This window comes from Streptomyces sp. NPDC102270 (assembly GCF_044766405.1).
In the GTDB taxonomy this organism is placed as follows: domain Bacteria; phylum Actinomycetota; class Actinomycetes; order Streptomycetales; family Streptomycetaceae; genus Streptomyces.
Genome location: NZ_JBIWLX010000013.1, coordinates 313,193 through 332,463, shown reverse-complemented (window position 1 = coordinate 332,463; position 19,271 = coordinate 313,193). Strand labels below are relative to the sequence as shown.

Here is a 19,271-nt window from a genome sequence, read left to right as displayed (position 1 = left end):
GAGCAGAGTCACCCGAGGTCAGCTGGGAGGTGCGACTCCGCGTAAGCCGGGTCGCCGGATCGGGTGTCAGTTAAAGTTCAGTGCTGTCGCATGCTGGCCTGTCCGTGGATCAGGGGACGCCGATGACACAGCAGCTTTGGAGCAGCCAGAGGCATCAGACCGCGATCGGCCGAGTTGGCCTGTCGCTGCCGGCTCGTCGCGCCGTCGGCGACCTCCAGCTGGAACCCGACACGGGAGTACTGGACTACGGGTGCGGACGTGGCGGCGATGTACGGGCACTGCAGCACCTCGGCCTCGATGCCGCGGGGTGGGACCCGGTCCACTTCCCGGACGGGCGGCGTGAGCCGGCCGAGGTGGTCCTTCTCACCTACGTCCTGAACGTCATTGAGAATCCCGCCGAACGACGCGAGACGCTCCTACAAGCCTGGGATTTCGCTAAATCGGTGCTGGTCGTGTCCGCGCGGTTGAGGTGGGAGCGCAACCAGATCAAAGGCGCGGAGTACGGCGACGGCATTCTCACGCAGCGCCGCACCTTCCAGCGCCTCTACGCCGCTGGCGAGCTCCGCGACTACGTCGAGGAGGCCACCGGCGTCCGCTGCGTGTCGGCGGCACCCGGCATCGTTTACGCGTTCAAGGACGATGCGGCCCGCCTGAGTTACCTCGCCCGACAGGTCGCTCCTGACGGGGGGTGGCTGGCGTCCGAGGACACCGCCTCGGCGATCAGCTCAGTCGTCGCTCATTTCGAACAGCGCGGCAGGATGCCTCAGCTGGAGGAAATGCCGCAGCCCATCATCAGCCTCCTTGGCCACCTGCGCCCCGCTGAACTCAAGCGCCTTGCCGAGCAGGAAGCCGACCCCGCGAAGGTAGAACGAAGCGCCGAGCGCGGAGCCCTCGACACACTGCAGTTCCTCGCGCTGGAGCTGTTTCACGGCCGAGGCCCGGTCAGCAGTCTGCCCCTGCCGGTTCAACTGGACATCCGTGCCTTCTTCCCGTCGTACACCGAGGCGTGCCACCGAGCGGATCGGCTGCTGTTCAAACTGCGCGACGACGCATACGTCCGCCGGGCGATGAACGGATCGATCGCCGGCAAGTTCACCGCGACCGCCCTGTACGTTCACCGCCGCGCACTCCACCGGATCCCGGCCGTGCTGCGCCTGTACGAGCAGTGCGCGAGCATTGCCGCCGGCCGTCCTGGCGAGTGGTCCGTCGTCAAGCTCCGCCACCAGGGCCGCGGCGTCAGCTGGCTCGACTACCCCGAGTTCGACACGGATCCCCATCCGCGAATCGCGGCCTCGTACGCCGTCGACCTGAAGACCCTCAAGTCCTCCTTCACCTCGTACGCGGACTCCACCAACCGTCCCCTGCTGCACCGCAAGCACGAGTTCCTTGCCGAGGATGATCCCGACGCACCCAAGTACCGGCGGCTCACCCAAGCCGAAGTCCGTGCCGGTCTTTACGAGAGCCCGCACCTGATCGGCACGGAAGAGGGATGGGAGCGCGAACTCGTTCGCTGCGGGCGGGAGTTGCGAGGCCACCGGCTCGTGCGGCGCACCACCAGCACCTGAGCCTGGCTCCGGCTCTTGGCACCGCGGTGATTGTCAGTGCCGTGTGCCACGCTCCACCCATGACCACCACCCGGCTGGAGGGCTCCTGCCTGCCCTCATACCGAACGCTGTCCACCCTCGCGCTGTCTGAGCCCGAGGACCATGTCCGTGAACTCACCGACTGGGTGGAGCATGCCTCCGCCGTCACAGGAGTCCCCGGCGCACAGAACGGCTGGGACACGGCCTACAAGTGGCTGCGTCTCGCCCAGGGCCTGTGCACGGTGACGTTCGACATGTCCTACGACGACGGCGGCATGTGCTCAGCGGGCCTCGACTTCGACGCCGTATGGACCGAGATGATGGAGGAGTGGCAGCAGCACCAGGTCCGTCTCGGCTACCTGCGCGCAGCCCTCGAAGGATTCGTCCGGCTGCTGTACCCAGACACCACGGAGCCTGGCCTGGCCGTCGAGGCCGCTGAGCAGCGGCTGCAACAACACCCCGACACATGGCCTGTGCACTCACATGCGGTCGCCGAGCATCTGCGGACGCATGCCCCGGACGGTGTGCCGGGCGCTGGCACGCCGGTGGCGGCAGCGGTGACTCAGGCGATTGCCCTGCACGAGATGGCGGTGCTGGGCCATGCGTCCATCCCTGAGCCGGGCAGCGACGCGGACGGGAAGGTCTTTCCCACGGGGCACACCGAGGTCTGCACGGTCAAGGAAGCCTCCACGGTGCTGCTGCTGGGCATGCAGCTGCTGATGGCGGCAGCGGTGAAGGAAGACCGCGTCGCCGTCTTCGACGACAAGTACCTTCTCGACGGCATGTGGATTCCCGACCCCGCAGGCGGCAGCCGATGGGTGGACGAAGAAATGCCCTACGGCGAATACCTCGCCGTCCTCCACCTCCAGCCCGGCGAGCCGCCCGAGCTCTGATTCCGGCACCTGCAGTGCCCTGTGGCGGCCACGTCGGCATCCCAGGGGCAAACGATGGGTGGGCCCGAAGCCATGGCTTCGGGCCCACCCATCGTGGCCTGCTCGGTACGTATCAGGTCATGCACCAGCCGGAGTCACACGCTCCCTCATCCTCATCGACGTCACCTTCCCCCGGGCGCTCATCGGGGATGGCCTGTGTGAGCGGCATGCCGTACCTCGTGAGATAAACGTCATCCCGGCCGAGCGCAGCCCGTCGGCGGTTGATTGCCTCCTCCAGCCGGACCGACCGAGCGAACAGCTCGGGCTCGTGCCTGCGCTGGTGACGCCAGGCGTCGACGGTACGGAAGGGGCAGAAGAAGCAGGAGCTCTTGGGCGGTACCGGCAGGCCGGCCTCGGTGATGATGCGCTCGCAGTCGTCTCGGCGCAGCCCGAGGTCGAGGAGGGGATACTCGATGACCTCGTGGGCTTCCCTCCGCCGACGGTTGGCGCGATGGATTTCGTCGAGCGAAATGCCGATGCCGACCGCCGCCGGTGCCTTCGCGGTGGCGCCACGCTCCCGAAGCCACCGCCCGACCACCTTGATCTTGAAGTCTGCGGTGCAGTTGCGGCGGCCCGGAGCGCCGTTGGCCATACGGACCGGGATGGGGATCGACCGGGTATCTGGCCGGTTCAGCCGCTGCATGAGAGTTTCCGTGGCCCCGTCACGGCGGTGTCGCTTGAGCTCATGGATGTCCAGTCCCGCACGCTCGGCATAAGGGATGGCGATCTCGCGAACGTACGCGAGGGTCGCCGGGTGCTCGCTGTCGTCCCCGACATTGGCGAAGAGGAAGGTGGAGAAGTCGATCTCGCGCTGGGCGGCCAGCACCAGCAGCGCGGTCGACTGGACTCCGCCTCCGTAGGAGATGACCCTCATCGGGCGTTCACTTGACCGGTGACCGGCCAGGTCGAGGTCGGTCCGTGGGCCCGCTTTCGTCGGACTGTCGTGGTGGGCTCCGGGGGTGTGTGACAAGATCGGCATGTGAGAGACAGTATGGACTGAAGAGCGACGCATCAAGTGTTTCTCTCACAGCTGTCGGCGAACACTGCCTGGAGGCGATATCGCGTCCTGGGATCCGTCCCAGTCAGGACGGAAAAGGCCGGCTAAGGTCGCGGCTCGATGACCACAGAGTGTCCCTCTGCCAGGACTGCTGCCAGGAACTCGACCGCTGCCGCCCGGTCAGCGCCGGTGAACGTTCGCGCTGCGGGCGGGGCTTTGTGTGGCGGCTGCGAGAGGGGCGCTCTTTGTCTGCGGCCACGTGGTTTCTGCGGGGCGCGGTGACCTGTACGTAGCAGTTCGACCTCGGACGGGAGGATGGTGCGCTGCCGCTGCTGAGCATCATCCAGGATGGTCTCCAGGAGCCAGAGAGGGGAGCCGGAGAGGGTCAGGTCGGCTTCGGCGATCTGTCGCCGGTTACGCCATCGGGAGATCGCCTGCGCGTCCCGCGCGAGGATGCGGGCGACCTCCTGGATGCCGAGGATGACGGGCAGGTCCTGCTTGTCCTGGACCTCGTAGCCGTGGGGGATGCTGGTCTTGTAGGAGATCAGCTGGTCTTCCGCCACGTGGCGGTCGCCGACGCCGTTGAGCCGCATTACCGTCGCCAGCAGCCAGTACGGGTTGCCGGACGCGACCAGGTCAGGTGCGGCGAGGGCGCCCTCTGTCCGCCATTTCTGCGATGTCTGGCGCTCTACTCGATAGAGGGAGGCGATTTCGGCATGGCCCAGCAGGAACGGGACCCGCACCTGTGCCATGAGGGGGCCTTCCCATCACCTTCGTCTCCGTGGGGTGGCGATGAGCGGGGGAGTTGCTCCGCCCCTCTACGCCGTGCACGCAGATCTTAGGTGTGCTCCCGTCCCGGCCGCAGCTCCCATGAGCCCACCTCGGTGTAATAGCGGCCGAAGTGCTGCAGCCAGGCCGCGAGGGTCTCCGTCGTCCTCCGCGCCTGGTCTTCCGGGTCTCCTGTCCGTTCCACGATGGCCTTCTGGAGCTCGATGTTGCTGAGGCGCTCGCCGACGAGCAGCTTGTGGAGTTCTGGGATGGCGTGCAGCCGAGCTTCGACCGCCGTGTTGAAGTCGTGCTCCGCCAAACCTGCCGGGACATCGAGCATGGCAAGGTCCTGGATGATGCCGGCCTCAACCGGGGAGGTGAATCGTGTTCGCCCGCTGTAGAGCGCGAACACGTTCTCCGGGCGTCTCGTTTCCGGGTACCAAAGAGGGGCGGGTTCGCCCTCGGCCGGAGGCGGGATGCGTTCCTCCTTCAGAAGTTCTGCCTGCTTCCGGACAAGGGCGGCCACCAAGGGTGTGGCAGCTGTCGAGCGGGACTCGATCAAGCTGAGGACGCGCTGCACTTCGGGATGCGTGACGGGCGTTTCCAGCAAGAGCTCCACGTTGGCGTTGGGGACTCGGCCGGTGGCCTTGCCGGTCAGGTTCGCGGATCCGACCAGGCATCGGACGTCGGCGACGTAGATCTTGGCATGCAGCGACGGGCAGAGAGTGATCTGTACGCGTTCGTCCCGCTCCGCCGCCTCGATGATCTCGGGGTCGGAGACTCCGGCGGCTACTTCCGCCGGAGTCCAGCGCGTGACACATTCGATCGTCTCCACCGAGGTCGGCACCGAGGCGAGGGTCTCCTCGAAGACGGCCTTCTTGATGAAGGGCGCCACGAGGATCACTCGCGTGGTGGCGCCCTTCATCAGGTCGGCTATCTGCTGCCAGACGTGGTCCGGCTGCGTCACTCGTCATCGCTCCCGTCTTCGATGAAGTCGCGGGCGTAGCGGCCCCAGTCGCGCCGGGCGTCCGAGATCCTGGCGCGGTCCCGCTTGTTGGGGATCTCGTCCTCCATGCGGGCCCAGGAGAAGACGAGGAGTTTGAAGGTGTCGGAGGCGCGGGCCAGGCGTTGGCGGAGTTCGGTCTCGCTCGCGTCTTCGGGCACGTCTTCAAGGACGGTCATCAGCTCGCTGTGCAGCGGGTGTTCGGTGTTGAAGATCACCTGCAGCATGCCGGCCATGAGGTCGATGTTGAAGAACGCCGTGGAGTCCTGCGGGCTGGAGATCCAGCGGACACGCCAGTCTTTCTCCAGCGCCTCGTCGACCATGGACTGGGCGGTGTCCTCGTCGAGGTGGTGCCGCTCGGTGAGCGCCGCGAACTGCTCCTGGCGCTTGTCGTTCTCGGTGGCCTCCTCTGCAAGGCGGTCGGTCGTTCCCGTGTGACCGTCCTCCTGCCGGCGCTTCACCGCGTCCGTGGCCTTGGACGTGACGACGTCGTCGTGGCGCTTTTTGCCTCCCCGGTTGCCCAGCGTGTGCTGCTTCAGCTTCCGCCGCATTTTGGGCAGGAGGTTCTTCTCCAGGTAGAGCGCGAGATCGATCAGGGGCAGGCGCGGGTCGCCGAATTCGGCGATGCGGTCCTTGAACGCCTTTGGCGTCTCGTCGCCCTCGGCCTCGGCCGTCCAGTCGAAGTGGGCGAGAGACGAGAAGACCGTGGCGGTCTGCTTGTTGTTCGTGACGCCGAAGATGTCGTCGAGCTCCGGGGGGAATTCCACCTCGATGCCCCACCAGCGCTCGACGGGGTCGTACCCGATTGCCCACTTGGAATCGAGGTCGAGTTCGCGCCCCTGCCGGACAAGGGAGATCCCGATGTTCCGTCGAGCATGCTGACCCCACGGGTGGAAACCGGCGTCGCGGTTGGGGTTCGCATTCTCGGGCCACGGGTGACCTTCGACGTCGGCGCGGCGGGCCTCGGGCCGGGCGATGGATGCCCGCACCTTCACGTTGTACTTCGTCCCGTCGACCGTGATCGGGAAGTAGGCGACCCCGGGTTCCTTCTCGTTGCCCATGTCGAAGGGTTCGAACATGGGCTTGTTCCCGAACGGGGGCGGCGTCCCGGTTGAGCCCATGAGGTACAAGGGGTCGTTGGGCTCGGCGAAGTACGCCCCGTTGTCTCCTTCGAGGACCTTTCCTTCGCGGACCGGCGCCATCTTGATCTCCACTCTGCCGTCGTGGAGGTAGTGCCGGTACACACGGCCGATCAGCTCGGCAGTGTTCCGCAGGGTGGCGCCGGCGCCGTGCCATTTGACCCGGTCAAGGTCCGACCAGACCACGAGGGTGCCGGTGGTGCCCAGGGGCGCCTCGCTGAGGTCGCTCCAGTACTCCGGTACAGGGCGGTGTACGGGGCTGGGGACGTCGTCGAGTCCGCCGTTGATCTCCTCAAGATCGAGGTAGGTGTACATGGCGTTCGGGGACCCATTGGTCCAGGACCAGACCTCGACCTTGGTGCACTGGGACATACTGGAGTTGGGAAGACCCATGCCGAAGCGCCCGATGCGGTTGCGGTCGCCCCCGAGGCCGTCGCCGTACTTCAGGGCGCGCCGCAGGAGTTCGGCGTCCATGCCCTTGCCGTTGTCGAGGACGGCTATGGCGTCCACCCGGTGCCTCGTCTGGGTGGTGCCCTGCACCGGGCTCTCACAGGCGAAGACCTGAACCAGTGTGGCTTCCGCGTCGATGCTGTTGTCGATCAGCTCGGCGAGCGCGTAGGCGGTGTTCTTGTAGCCGCTGTCGCGCATGGCCTTGACGGTCAGCGAAGGGCTGACGATCCGGTATTTGCTTCCCTCGCCGGTCACGCGGTCTCCCATACGTCTTCCCAGTTGGTGAATGCCTCGGCCACGTCTCCGAACCCGGGCAGCTCCGGGTCGACGACGGTGACGATCTCGCAGGTGGCGGTTCCGCCGGCCTTGGGGCCGCGGATGACCCGGCCGACCATCTGGCTGTACAGGACCAGCGACTTGGTCGGTCGGGCGATGATGGCAGCACTGGCTGCCGGGGCATCGAAGCCTGTGGTCAGGACCCCGAAGTTGCACAGAATCATGGGGCGTCGGCCGGCGCCCTTGAAGCGTCTGATGGCATCGTTCCGGTGCCGGGCAGAGGACTCGCCGGTGACGAAGTCGGCATCGAGGCCGAGCGCCGACAGGACGGCGGCGATCAGGCGGCAATGGTCAACGGAGGCCGCGAATACCAGGATCCTGCGGTGCTGGCGTTCCAGTAGCTCCAGCACGGTCTGGACGACCTTGAGGTTCCACTGCTCGTCGCTTGCCAGCGACGCGATGATGTCCGACGGGATGTCGAAGGACTTCGCGAGCAGCTGCTGATCGCGCGCGGACAGATGCAGGCCGGCTTCGGAGGCGACGGTCTTCATGATGGGCTCGGCCAGGTAGCCCTGTTCGATGAGGGCGGTTACCGGGTTGCTGTATCCGTCGATCTGCAGCATGACCTTCTGGCGGGCGAAGAAGTCCGACAGCCGCTCATCCTGGGTGACGTCCGCCCAGGTCCGGCCGGGGGTGGCCGTCAGGCCCAGCAAGCTGGCATCGGGGCGGATGGTGAGGGCGTCCACCACTCGCTGGTAGGTCGGTGCGATGATCTGGTGAGCCTCGTCGAAGACTGTGAGAGTGCTGCGCGATGCGAGTTTGCGGAGAAGCTCCGGATCGCTCTTGTCCGCGGAGACGGCCTTTTCCAGCCCCAGGATGACAAGGCCGTCTGTCAGCGCCTCCACATTGGTGGGCGCCTCGCCCCACATCCGGACGACCGTAATCGGACGGTCGCCAAGTTTGGACCACGCGCGCTCGAACTCCGCAGCCGCCTGCTCCAGCAGTTCCTGCCCACGCGCCAGCCAGACCACGAGCGTGGGCTCGTGCTGCCGCAGATGGTCGGCGATCAGGTTCATTCCGGTGCGGGTCTTGCCCACGCCTGTCGGCAGGTGCAGGACAACCCGCCGGGGTCCGTCGTACAGCAACTCCTTCACGCGTGCGGCTGCGCGCCGTTGGTGGGGGAACAGCCCGTACTCGGGTTCGGCGTCTTGCCGAAAGAGCGGGGGCGGCGCGGGTGCCCTGTCGACGCTGAAGCCGAAGAACTCCAGTAGCTGCCGCTGTTGCTCACTCGCCCACTTCAGGCCGTTCAGGTAGGCCAGGGCATCGGTGCCCGCGCCATCTGTTCCAAGACGTTGGGCAAGCTCTGTCTGCTTGTCAGTGGGCAGGAGCCGCAGCAGCTCCTCGCGGTCTGTCTGGTTGGAGACGAGCTTCTCTGCGTCCACCGCCACGGCGGCGACTGCTCGGAGCCGCTCATCGCCGGCGCTTCCGCCGTCGATGAGGTCGAGCAGAGCGCACATGTGCTTGCCGAGCCGCTCGCGGATGTACGGCATGGGGGCGCTGTCCAGCACGGCTTGGAAGGACAGGCCGGGCGACCACGCTGTCATCGATTCACCACCCCTGTGAGACAGGGGAGATTTCCCCCAATGCCTGAATAACCGTCAACTTGCGAAGCCCCCGCCTCAGTTCTGTGCATGCAGAGCTGCCCGCAACTCTGAGTCGCCCCAGAGTTACAGTGCCTGATCACCATAAACCCACGCACTGACACTCGGGTCTCTGCGAGCGGTATTCGCAGTTCAGGGATGCTGGTGAGGTGCGGCAGACCCCATCGAGGATCCCGTGCGGCCTCTGAGCTGACGCCCTTTTCCGATATGGGTTGCAGCCACCCAAGCGATGGGGAACATTAGTTCGAGTTACAGTTTGCGTTCCGGGTTGAGTGTCGGTTTCGCGGACTGATCGATCTCGATCGCTACGATCGCGACTCACTCCTGGTGCCGCCCCCGGTGCGCACGTCCGGGTTCCACCAGGAGTAGATTGTGTGCGGTGCTGAGCGAGACGAGGTGGGGCATGAGGGATGAGTCTGATGGGCTGGTTTCGGCGTATCTCGACTACAATGCGACGGCGCCAATTCGGCCCGAAGCGTTGGCGGCCGTTGTGGACGCCCTGCAGGCCGTCGGTAACGCGTCGAGTGTGCATCACCCCGGCCGCGACGCCGCCCATCGTGTAGAGGTCGCTCGTCGGCACCTTGCTGACCTGCTCAACTGCTCACCCGGGGAGATCATCTTCACGTCGGGGGCAACCGAAGCGAACAATCTCGCGCTGCGCGCGGCTCACCGTGGCGGGGCGCGGATCGTGACGAGTGGTGCAGAGCACCCCGCGGTGCTGGAGACCGCCCGGGATCTGGCCCAAAACGAGCCCGGATCGCTGACCGTCTTGCCGATGCGGGCGGACGGCCTGGTGGAAACCGTGGCCCTGGAGGAAGAGCTCGGCCGGGGCGGCGTCGGTCTCGTCTCCCTGATGGCGGCCAATAATGAAACCGGGGTTCTCACCGACCTCACGCCGGTCGTCAAGGCGGCGCATGCCGCAGGCGCGCTGGTCCACACGGATGCCACGCAGATGATCGGCCGGCTGCCCCTGGATCTTTCCGAAGTGGACGTCGACCTTCTGTCCCTGTCGGCCCACAAGTTCGGCGGCCCTCAAGGCGTTGGCGCACTGTTCGTACGCCGCGGCACACCGCTGCCGTTCAGGCCGCTGATCACCGGTGGCGGGCAGGAGAAGGGGTGGAGGGCCGGCACGCTCAACGTGCCCGGGATCGCCGGCGCCGGAGCTGCCGCGGCGGCCGTCAGCCGGGACCTCGCCGACGACGTCGCCCGCGTGACCCAACTGCGCGATCAGCTCGAGCACATGGTGACCACGGCTGTGGACGGATGCCGCATCAACGGCCAACAAGCCCCCCGCCTGCCGGGCGTGGCGAGCATCACCTTCGCGGGTGTCCCCGCCGACGCAGTCATGGCCGCCATGCCGCACATAGCCGCATCCGATGGAAGCGCCTGCGCCTCGGGAGCCCCAACTCCCAGCCACGTCCTGCTCGCCATGGGGCTGAGCAGGGAGGAAGCAGAGTGCACTGTGCGCTTCTCCCTCGGCTACGCCACAACCGCAGACGAGACCGCCGCAGCTGCCGAGGCAGTGGTGCGTGCGGTCCACCAGGTGCGCGCCGCCATGGCAGCGACAGCCGGCGCGGCTGCTCACTGACTCCAGCATTTCCCTTTATCTCTTCTTGCATTGAGAGGCCCTTCGTATGGCAGACAGCAGGCTCGCGGAAGCCGCACATTCCAGCTTCGCGCGCCATGAGACCTTCGCCCCCCGCTTCGGCTGGCTGCATAAGGCATACATGCAGGTCAAGGACAATCCGGCTGCTTTCCTTGCCGAAGATGCTCCGGTCCTGCTCGGCGTGGGTAAGAACATGGTCCATGCCATGCGGTACTGGTCAAAGGCGTTCAAGCTCACCCGCGAGCACGCCGACCCGGCGGGTAAGACGAAGGCCCAGTACGCGTCCCCGACTTGGGAAGCGCGGTGGCTGCTCGACGAGAAGGATGGCGCCGATCCCTACCTTGAGGAACCTGGCAGCCTGTGGCTGTTGCACTGGTGGCTCGTGTCGTCGCGGCCGGGCGCCAAATGCTGGGCTCCCGCTTGGTATACGGCGTTTCACCTTGCCCCGTTCTCTCGCTTCACCATCGCGGATATGACGCAGGTCGTGACGCGGCACGTCAACTTCTCCTTCAGCGATGGACCGGTTGAGGCGTCCATCACCCGGGATGTCGAGTGCCTGACCAAGATGTATGCGCGCACGCCGGTCGAACAAAGCGGTTCCCGCGCCACCTATGAAGACCTCTTGGCCTGCCCTTTCCGTGAGCTGGACTTGCTGACCTCCGTGGGCACGCGGGGAAAGCAGGAGTGGCAGTTCACCACTGGCACGCGCACCTCTCTCCCGGCCCACGTTCTGGTCTACGCCTGCCTCGACTACGCCGCCCGCGACACCCAGGGGCCCGGCTCCATCTCTCTGGCGCGGCTTGCCAACGAGCCCGGAGCGCCCGGCCGGGCCTTCCGGGTCCGGGAGCCTGAGATCGTCGCCGCCCTGGACAAGGTCGCCGTGGGCCGCCCGGAACTCAACCGGGTGGATGCCGTCGGCCAGCGGACCATGTCCTTCTCCAGCGATCCGATGGCGCTCGCCTGGGAGATCCTCGACGAGCAGTACGACCACGTCACCCGGCGCCCCGGCTTTCCCACCCGGGACGAATGGAGCGCGCAGTACCCGCAGTTGGCCGAAGCAGAGGAGGCCGAGAAGGCCGAGAAGGCCGAGAAGGCTGAGCGCAAGTCCCAGGACCACCAGCAGCAGTTCACGACTAAGGAGAACGCGTGACCACCGCAGCTCCCACGCGGACCTCCCGCACCCCGCAGGACGAGGCAACCCCTCAGTTCCCGGCCGGAATCGAACTGGTCGGCTCTCAGATGCGGTCGACCAACCTCGAACGCGACGTCGAGGACGAACTGCACGGACCGTATGTCGGCGCGAAGGCAGTTGACGTACTGGAGCGCATCGCCAACGCTGTCAGCGACCTGCGGCGTCCCCGAGCCTGGTCCTTCACGGGACCCTACGGCTCCGGGAAGTCCACGCTGGCTAACCTGATCGACGCGCTTCTCGGCCGTGACGAGGGCCGCTGCGACGAGGCTCACCGGATCCTTGCGGACACCAGCCCAGCCCTCGCCGAGCGTCTCGCCACAGCTCGGGCTGAGCGGACGGGAACCGGGTTCCTCGGGGCCGTGGCCACCGCGCGGCGGGAACCTCTGGTGGCCACCGTGACCCGTGCGCTGGACACCGCGGCAAGGCGCCGCTGGGGCAAGCGCATCCCGAAGAACGTCGTCGCAGCACTCGCGGCCTGCGAAGACCCGACGACGACCGGGCCGAAGACGAAGCAGGTCATGGCCGCCATCAAGGCCCTGACCGACAATCAGCAGCCGCTCTTGCTGATCATCGACGAGTTCGGCAAGACCCTGGAGCACCTTGCCGGACACAACGAATTCTCCGGCGCCGAGAACGATCTCTTCCTCCTGCAGGAGCTTGCCGAGCACAGCGCCGGGCCCAACGGCCTGCCCGTCTTCCTGGTCACCCTGCAGCACCTGTCGTTCATGGACTACGCGTCGCGTTCCAGTGAGCTCAAGATCCGCGAATGGGCAAAGATCCAGGGCCGCTTCGAAGACGTCACCTTCGTCCCGCACCACGGCGACTCCCTGGAGCTCCTGCGCCGGCGTCTGGACCACTCCGCTGTCGACGCAGCGGGCCAGGACCTCATCCGCGCCTCGGCCCAGGCATCGGCCCTCGCGTGGAAGAACCACGGCCTGAACGTCCTTACCGAGCTTGCCAGCGACGACTTTGCCAACCTGTACCCGCTGCACCCTCTGACGGCGATCGCTGCGCCTATCCTGGCAGCGCAAATCGGCCAGCACGACCGCAGCCTGTCGGGCTTCCTCAACAGCGGAGAGCCCAACACCGTCCGCGACTCGCTGGCCGCACACTCCCGGCCGGATGCCGAACGTGCCAGCACGGTGCAGCTGCCACAGCTGTACGACTACTTCCTCAACTCCGGCCGGACCTCTCTGCTCGCGGCCTCAAACGCCGGCCGCTGGATCGAAGTCGACGCGCGCATCAAGGAAGCCAACGGGCTGCCCGACGCCGACCAGGCACTGCTGAAGACCATCGGCGTTCTGAACCTCATCGACGCCGACGGCGCGCTCAGCGCCACCAGCGACATGATCCACCTTGCGCTCCACGACCCCACCGACCTGGACGACGCAAGCGCCTTCGCCCGCCTTGAGGAGGAGCTCGCCGACCTCGTCCGCCGCGGCTTCCTCGTCCACCGGGAATTCAGCGGTGAATACCGCGTCTGGCAGGGCACAGACTTCGACATCGACGCCCGCCTGAAGGAGATCATCAGTCACCTCGACGATGCCTCCATCGTTCAGCGCCTGGGCGCACACCTCCCCAGCGCCGTGGTCGCCGGCCGCCACAGCCAGGTCACCGGGATGATGCGGGTGTTCCTCACCGCCGTCAGCGGCCCAGAGACCCGCGAAATCCAGGCGCCGGACGAGCTGAAGGACCCGGCCGACGGCCTCCTCGTCTTCCACCTCGGCCCCCGGGACCAGCTGCCTACCGTCAACTCGACGCTGCCGGTGATCCTCGGAACAACCACCCACCCCGACGTGGTACTCAGCTCCGCCACGCACCTCATCGCCCTGAAAGAGCTGCTCGAAGACAAGGAACTCGATCACGTCGCCCGGCGCGAGGTCACCGACCGAGCCGTCCAGGCGGAGGCCGAGCTGCGGGAGGTCATCCAGACGGCCTTCTACCCGCCGACCCAGGACGCCACCTGGGACCTGTGGAACGCCGGCCTGGCCCCCGAGGCGTCCCCCGACAGCTCGAGCCTGCCGGCCCGCAGCCTCAGCGGCCTCGTCTCCCTCGCCTGCGAAAATGTCTTCCCGCACACCCCGCACATTCGCAACGAGATGCTCGGACGGCACTCACTCACCAGCAACGCCGCCCGTGCCCGAAGCGATGTGCTGGATGCGATGCTCACCCGCTCCGGCGAGCAATACCTGGGCTTTGACGCGACGGCCGGAAGATACGGTCCAGAGCGAGCCATCTACAGCGGCGCGCTGGCCTACCTCGGCCTGCACCGGGCCAACAGCACCATCCAGGCAGAGAATTCCCCCAACAGCCTGCTGCCGTACGGCTTCTCCGCTCCAGGCGAGGGCCATGAGCACGCCCAGCCCGTCTGGGAGGCGCTGCAGGAGGCGCTGGACGCAGCAACCCGGCGTACCAGCCTCGACCAGATCATCCGGGTCCTGATGAGCCCGCCCTACGGGGTGAAGGCCGGTGTCTGGCCTCTGCTGGTCGTCACCGCCCTGGTGATCCGCCGACACGATGTCGCCCTCTTCGAAGAAGGCTCCTACCTGCCCCGGCTGACGCCGGACGTCGTCGACCGCATCCTCGCCGCCCCCGCCCGTTTCGACGTGAAATACACGCCGGTCGGACAGGGGCAGCGCGCCAGCGTGATCAAGAAGCTCCTGGTGTCTTTGAAGGTCGAACCACCACGCTCACAGGCACTGCGCAACCCTGATCTGCTGTCCGTAGCCAGGGCGTTGCTCGAACGCGTCATGGTTTTGAACAACTACGCTCGCAAGACCAAGCGCATCTCGCCGGATGCACTCGCCGTGCGCAACGCCCTGGCAGACTCCCAGGATCCGGACGACCTGCTCTTCAGGGCTCTGCCCAAGGCGCTGGGCCTCGCCCCCATCGAAGCCGGCACCCGCGCGAACGCGGCAGCCGCCACGGAGTATGCCGACCGGCTGACCGCAGCGGCAGACGAGATCACTGGAATCGAACGCACGCTGCGGGAAGAAGTGGTCGCGGTTCTCGCCGAAGAGTTCCGTCTGCCTACGACGCTTCCCGAACTGCGGTCGACACTCGCGGCGCGGCTGAGTGGCTTCGCCACGGTGTCACTGAACCCGGAGCTGCGGGGCTTCGTCGACTTCGTGCTCAGCGAGAGCCTCGCTGACGAGGACTGGCTCGACCCGATCGTGGTCCGTCTCACCAGCAAGGCACTCGGAGACTGGGATGACCGGGACGCAGGCATCTTCCCTCGCCTTGCACGCGAGATGTCCGCATCCCTCGACCGCGTCGCCCACCTCTACCAGGACAGCAGCGAGACCCGCGAGCAGGAAGTAAATCTGGAGACGCGGCTGTTGACCTTGACGGACAAGACAGGAGAGGAACGACGGACGCTGATCTACGTGCCGGAACAGTCCCGCGGCCAGGCCGACCAGCTCGCGGCCGACGTACTGCAGCAGGCTGAGCAGGCCCTCGGACCCGACGGTGCACGGATCCTGCTCGCCGCTCTTGCACAACGCGTTGCCGACGGGCCGGCTGTCACAGCAACTGAAACGAAGGAGGGGGCATGACGGATCCAGTCACCCAGGAGAAGGTTCGCCACGTCCTGGGGATCTCAGGCGGCAAGGACTCGTCGGCGCTTGCCATCTACATGCGCGATCGCGTGCCGGAGATGGAGTACTTCTTCTGCGACACCGGTGCTGAACTGCCAGAGACATACGAGTACCTCAACCGGCTGGAAGCGGCCCTCGGTAAGCCCATCGAGCGACTCAACGCCGACCGGGACTTCGATCACTGGATGGAGGTCTACCAGGGCACCCTGCCCAGCCCCCAGATGCGCTGGTGCACCAAGAACCTCAAGATCAAGCCGCTGGAGGAGTGGGTCGGCGACGACAAGGTCATCTCATACGTCGCGATCCGGGCCGACGAGAACCGCCTCGGCTACGTCAGCACCAAGCCGAACATCGATGCCGTCTTCCCCTTCCGCGAGGACGGTATCGACAAGGACGGCGTGATGCGCATCCTCGACGAGGCCGGCATTGGGCTCCCCGGCTACTACGAGTGGCGCACGCGTTCGGGCTGTTACTTCTGCTTCTTCCAGCGCAAGCACGAGTGGGTCGGCCTCAAGGAGCGCCACCCCGACCTGTACGACAAGGCCGTCGAGTACGAGGACAAGGTCCGGTTCCGCCACACGGCCATGAAGGGCCGCAACTACACCTGGTCACAGGGCGAGTCGCTCCCGGAGCTCATAGAGCGCAAGGACGAGATCGAGGCCAAGCACCAGGCGGCCCTGGACCGCGCGGCCAAGCGCGTCAAGCCGAACAGGCCCCTCCTGGAAGTCCTCTCAGACGCACTTGACTCCGACGACGACGAGGCCGGCTGCTCCGTCTGCCACCTCTGAGGCGTAGATACAGGTAAGTGGCCCGGCTCGGTCTGCCCAGCCGGGCCACTGCTCTTTCCGGGTAGTTAGCGCACGCGAAGCCGCCTGTGCCCCGGGCCGCGAGCGGTCAGTCAGAGGGCGGCGGAACCAGTGGCAGGACCACTGCTCAACTGGATGTCGCTCTGCCCGATGAGGCAGGTTGTGGGCGCTAGGTGTATTGCCCTGAGAGGTTGGGGACGCGGCTGGCGGGTGGCTGGCCTTTCAGCGCGGTGTGTCCGCGGTGGTGATTGTAGGTGTGCAGCCAGTCGGGGAAGGCGTCGCGTCGTTCGGCCTCTGAGCGGTAGGGGCGGGCGTAGGCCCATTCGTCGAGCAGGGTGCGGTTGAAGCGTTCGACCTTGCCGATGCTGATCGGAAAATCGATGTCCGGGAGGGCAGGCGGCAGCATCCGGGCCGCTTGCGGACCGGATGACGGTGAGACGGGCTGGTCAGGCTGATGTCGGTGTGAGGGCGACCTGGTGGCCGAGGGCCTGGAGCTGGCGGACGAGGTCGCGGGTCTTGCGGGCGGGGTCGAGGTGGCGTCGGTGCCAGTCGGCGCCGAGCTCCTGGTAGGAGGCGTTCGGGTCGTTGATCAGGTGCCAGGCGATGACCAGTATCGAGCGGGCGACGGCGACCAGAGCTTTGGCGTGGCCGCGGCGTTTGACGATGCGCCGGTAGCGGGCGCCGAGGAAGGTGTCGGTGCGGGCGGCGGCGTTGGCAGCCTCGCCGAGCGCGCCCTTTAGCCAGGGATTGCCCTGTCCGGCTGGTCCCGCGGTGTGCTTTGCTCCGGACTGGATGGTGCGGGGGCACAATTTGGCCCAGGAGACCAGGTGTTCGGGGGTGGGGAACCGGCTCATGTCTGCGCCGATCTCGGCGAGGATGATCTGTGCGGTGGCCGGTCCGATCCCGGGGACGGCGTCCAGCTTCTCGGCCAGAGCCCGTGCGCTGACCGTCGTGGCGGACTCGCTGCCGGTGCCCGAGGAGTCTGGCGGGGTGGCGATCTCCTCCAGCGTCCGGGCGATCAGCCGGTCGAGTTCGCCGATCTGTGCGGTGAGGTGGTCGACGGTGCCCAGCAGCACCCGCAGCAGGCGGGCGTGGTGGTCCTCGAACTGCCCGGTCAGGGCCTCGATGAGGGCCGGCTTCTTCTTGACCAAGTTGCCTTTGGCGAGGTCGGCCAGTGTCCGCGGGTTGCGTTCTCCGGCGACCAGGGCATCGAGCATGGCCCGCCCGGACATGCCGAACAGGTCCGAGACGACGCCGGACAGTTTGATCTGTGCGTCCTGCAGAGCCTTGTCAACGCGGTGCTTGTGCCGGGTGCGTTCTTGGACGAACACGGTGCGGGTGCGGGTGTAGTCGCGTAGCTGCCTCACCGGCTTCGGAGGGACGAACGAGGCGCGGACCATGCCGCGTTCGGCGAGTTTGGCCAGCCAGACCGCGTCCAGCTTGTCGGTCTTCGGTCGCCCGGGGACGTTCTTCACGTCACGGGCGTTGACCAGCCAGCAGTCCAGGCCGCGGGCCTCCAGTAAGTAGAAGAACGGGCGCCAGTACGAGCCCGTCGCCTCCATCACCACCCGCTCGACGCCCTGACAGACCAGCCGGTCGCCGAGCTCGAGGATCGTGTTCGTGGTCGAGGCGACCGTCCAGACCTTCTGAACGCGCCGGCCCTCGATGGTGTCGTGCGGGACGCGCAGGCAGACCATCCCGGACGCCTTCGCGATGTCGATCGCCGCGACCCTGGCGACCGTGCCGTCGTCGTGGTCTTCTCTCAACTCCTCCATGACGTACCCCCAGTTGTGATCGTGCAGGCAGGGGCTGCCCGGGAAGCCAAAGGGGTAACGGAGAAGCTGATCGGCGTGCTCAAGGCGACAGTGTGCGGCCCCCTCGGACGGCTCCCTCACCAGACTCCTATGCGGGCTCACAGCCCAAACATCAAGCGGCGTCGGCGGACAGCCCCTGTACCGATTTTCACGCCTGCGGGGCGTCGCCGCAGGCGAACGGTCGACTCCTATAGCTGTCAAGGAAGGTCAGGCTGCGGTTGCCAGATCGTCGCGGGCAGGTGGCTGTGCTTGGGTGCGCGGGACGAGTAGGCCGTAGACCTCACGGGCGATGTGTCGTTTCAAGCAGCGAATGATCTCGGTCTTCGTCTTGCCTTCGGCTGTTCTGCGGGCCACGTAGGCGCGTGTGCGTGGCTCCCAGGCCATGCGGCTGACGGTGATCATGTAGAGGGCGTGGTTGGCCTGACGGTCGCCGCCGCGGTTGAGGCGGTGGCGGCTGGTCTTGCCGGAGGACGCGGGAATCGGGGCGACGCCGCAGAGGTGGGCGAAGGCAGACTCTGAGCGAAGGCGTCCTGGGTTGTCGCCGGCAGCGACGAGCAGAGCTGCGACGGTCTCGGCACCGAGTCCTTTGACGGCCATGAGTTCCGGTGCCGCCCGGGTGACGAGCCGCTGCAGGTGGCGGTCCAGCTCTGATATCTCGTCGTCGAGCTGCAGGTAGCGGTGGGCGATGGACTGCATGGCCAGTTTGGTGACCGTGGTCAGAGTGTCTGGTTCGGCCCCTGGGCGCCACCGTGTGACTGTGCGGATCAGTTCCATTCGGTGCAGCCCGCGGATGTGTTCGCGAAGGAGGTCAGGAGCGGTGACGATCAGGGCTTTGAGCTGGTTGACGGCTTGCGTGCGTGCCTTCATCGCACTGCGGGCGACCCGCAGGGCCCGGATCATCTCGACAGCGCCGTCACCGGACTTCGGGGTCGCTGTCGCGGTCCCGGCCTGCACTGCCCGTGCGGCGGCTTCGGCATCGACGACATCGGACTTGCCGCGACGGCGGCGTGTCTGACGGTCGGGGCGGTTGACCTCGACGACACGGTGGCCGTGTTGCCGCAGCCACCTGGACAGGCCGGCGCCGTAGCAGCCGGTGCCTTCCAAGCCCACCTGCTCGACGGTGCCGAGACCGGTGGCCCATGCTTCCAAGGATGCGTAGCCAGCTGGTGTCGAGGGGACAGCGAGCGTGCCCAGCCGCCGCCCGAGCTGGTCGAGAGCAACAGCGACATGGACGTCGGCGTGGGTGTCGACTCCGAGGGTCACGCTCGTGCCGGAACTGTTGAGCACCTGTCCTCCTGGCGGTCCGCGGGGCTGGAGCCGCACCGACGGAGCACCGGTGTCGGCGTACACACGGAGATGCTCCGCTTGGTACTCGGGAATGTGCGCCGCTCACCATGCCGAGCGCGGCTGGCCTATGGCCCGATGCTCTGGTTCTGAAGGCCGCTACC

The 19,271-nt window shown here is 66.8% G+C and carries 13 protein-coding genes and 1 pseudogene; 6 read left to right on the top strand and 8 right to left on the bottom strand.

Annotated features, from left to right (window positions below; all coding sequences use genetic code 11):
- Positions 1 to 104: 104 nt before the first annotated feature.
- Entirely contained in the window at positions 105 to 1,565 is a 1,461-nt protein-coding gene (locus tag ACIRP7_RS28390; protein ID WP_403664937.1) for a DNA phosphorothioation-associated putative methyltransferase, read from the top strand.
- Between the two features lie 59 nt (positions 1,566 to 1,624).
- The gene (locus ACIRP7_RS28385; protein WP_403664935.1) at positions 1,625 to 2,476 is read left to right on the top strand and encodes a hypothetical protein; all 852 of its coding nucleotides are present in this window, start codon (positions 1,625 to 1,627) and stop codon (positions 2,474 to 2,476) included.
- A 112-nt stretch (positions 2,477 to 2,588) separates the two neighbouring features.
- Here the strand turns inward: ACIRP7_RS28385 and ACIRP7_RS28380 are convergent, their stop codons facing one another.
- The 5 genes from ACIRP7_RS28380 to ACIRP7_RS28360 form a co-directional block, all read right to left on the bottom strand.
- Positions 2,589 to 3,389, bottom strand: coding sequence for a phosphoadenosine phosphosulfate reductase (locus ACIRP7_RS28380; RefSeq protein WP_403664992.1), 801 nt, complete (start codon positions 3,387 to 3,389; stop codon positions 2,589 to 2,591).
- 227 nt (positions 3,390 to 3,616) lie between these two features.
- Positions 3,617 to 4,264, bottom strand: coding sequence for a hypothetical protein (locus ACIRP7_RS28375; RefSeq protein WP_403664933.1), 648 nt, complete (start codon positions 4,262 to 4,264; stop codon positions 3,617 to 3,619).
- A gap of 86 nt (positions 4,265 to 4,350) precedes the next feature.
- Positions 4,351 to 5,247, bottom strand: a complete 897-nt coding sequence (locus ACIRP7_RS28370; RefSeq protein ID WP_403664931.1) for a phospholipase D family protein — start codon at positions 5,245 to 5,247, stop codon at positions 4,351 to 4,353.
- Positions 5,244 to 7,139, bottom strand: coding sequence for an ATP-binding protein (locus ACIRP7_RS28365; protein ID WP_403664929.1), 1,896 nt, complete (start codon positions 7,137 to 7,139; stop codon positions 5,244 to 5,246). The genes ACIRP7_RS28370 and ACIRP7_RS28365 overlap by 4 nt, the downstream gene beginning before the upstream one ends.
- On the bottom strand, positions 7,124 to 8,698 hold the full coding sequence (locus ACIRP7_RS28360) for a DEAD/DEAH box helicase (RefSeq protein ID WP_403664927.1): 1,575 nt from the start codon (positions 8,696 to 8,698) through the stop codon (positions 7,124 to 7,126). Before ACIRP7_RS28360 ends, ACIRP7_RS28365 begins: the two co-directional genes overlap by 16 nt.
- Before the next feature lie 514 nt (positions 8,699 to 9,212).
- Here ACIRP7_RS28360 and ACIRP7_RS28355 point away from each other — a divergent pair.
- The 4 genes from ACIRP7_RS28355 to ACIRP7_RS28340 are packed head-to-tail and all read left to right on the top strand — an operon-like array spanning position 9,213 to position 15,991.
- A complete protein-coding gene (locus ACIRP7_RS28355; RefSeq protein ID WP_403664925.1) occupies positions 9,213 to 10,397 on the top strand; it encodes a cysteine desulfurase family protein in 1,185 nt (394 codons plus the stop codon).
- Positions 10,398 to 10,443: 46 nt separating this feature from the next.
- A complete protein-coding gene (locus ACIRP7_RS28350; protein WP_054243597.1) occupies positions 10,444 to 11,565 on the top strand; it encodes a DUF4007 family protein in 1,122 nt (373 codons plus the stop codon).
- On the top strand, positions 11,562 to 15,161 hold the full coding sequence (locus ACIRP7_RS28345; protein ID WP_403664923.1) for an ATP-binding protein: 3,600 nt from the start codon (positions 11,562 to 11,564) through the stop codon (positions 15,159 to 15,161). Before ACIRP7_RS28350 ends, ACIRP7_RS28345 begins: the two co-directional genes overlap by 4 nt.
- Positions 15,158 to 15,991, top strand: coding sequence for a phosphoadenosine phosphosulfate reductase family protein (locus ACIRP7_RS28340; protein WP_126272101.1), 834 nt, complete (start codon positions 15,158 to 15,160; stop codon positions 15,989 to 15,991). The genes ACIRP7_RS28345 and ACIRP7_RS28340 overlap by 4 nt, the downstream gene beginning before the upstream one ends.
- 187 nt (positions 15,992 to 16,178) lie before the next feature.
- On the opposite strand, the pseudogene ACIRP7_RS28335 reads toward ACIRP7_RS28340, so the two are convergent.
- The 3 genes and pseudogenes from ACIRP7_RS28335 to ACIRP7_RS28325 form a co-directional block, all read right to left on the bottom strand.
- A pseudogene (locus ACIRP7_RS28335) lies at positions 16,179 to 16,382 on the bottom strand (integrase core domain-containing protein); the annotation flags it as partial.
- 73 nt (positions 16,383 to 16,455) lie between these two features.
- The gene (locus tag ACIRP7_RS28330; protein ID WP_403664921.1) at positions 16,456 to 17,784 is read right to left on the bottom strand and encodes an IS110 family transposase; all 1,329 of its coding nucleotides are present in this window, start codon (positions 17,782 to 17,784) and stop codon (positions 16,456 to 16,458) included.
- A 246-nt stretch (positions 17,785 to 18,030) separates the two neighbouring features.
- Positions 18,031 to 19,110, bottom strand: a complete 1,080-nt coding sequence (locus tag ACIRP7_RS28325; protein ID WP_403664919.1) for an IS110 family transposase — start codon at positions 19,108 to 19,110, stop codon at positions 18,031 to 18,033.
- Positions 19,111 to 19,271: the final 161 nt, after the last annotated feature.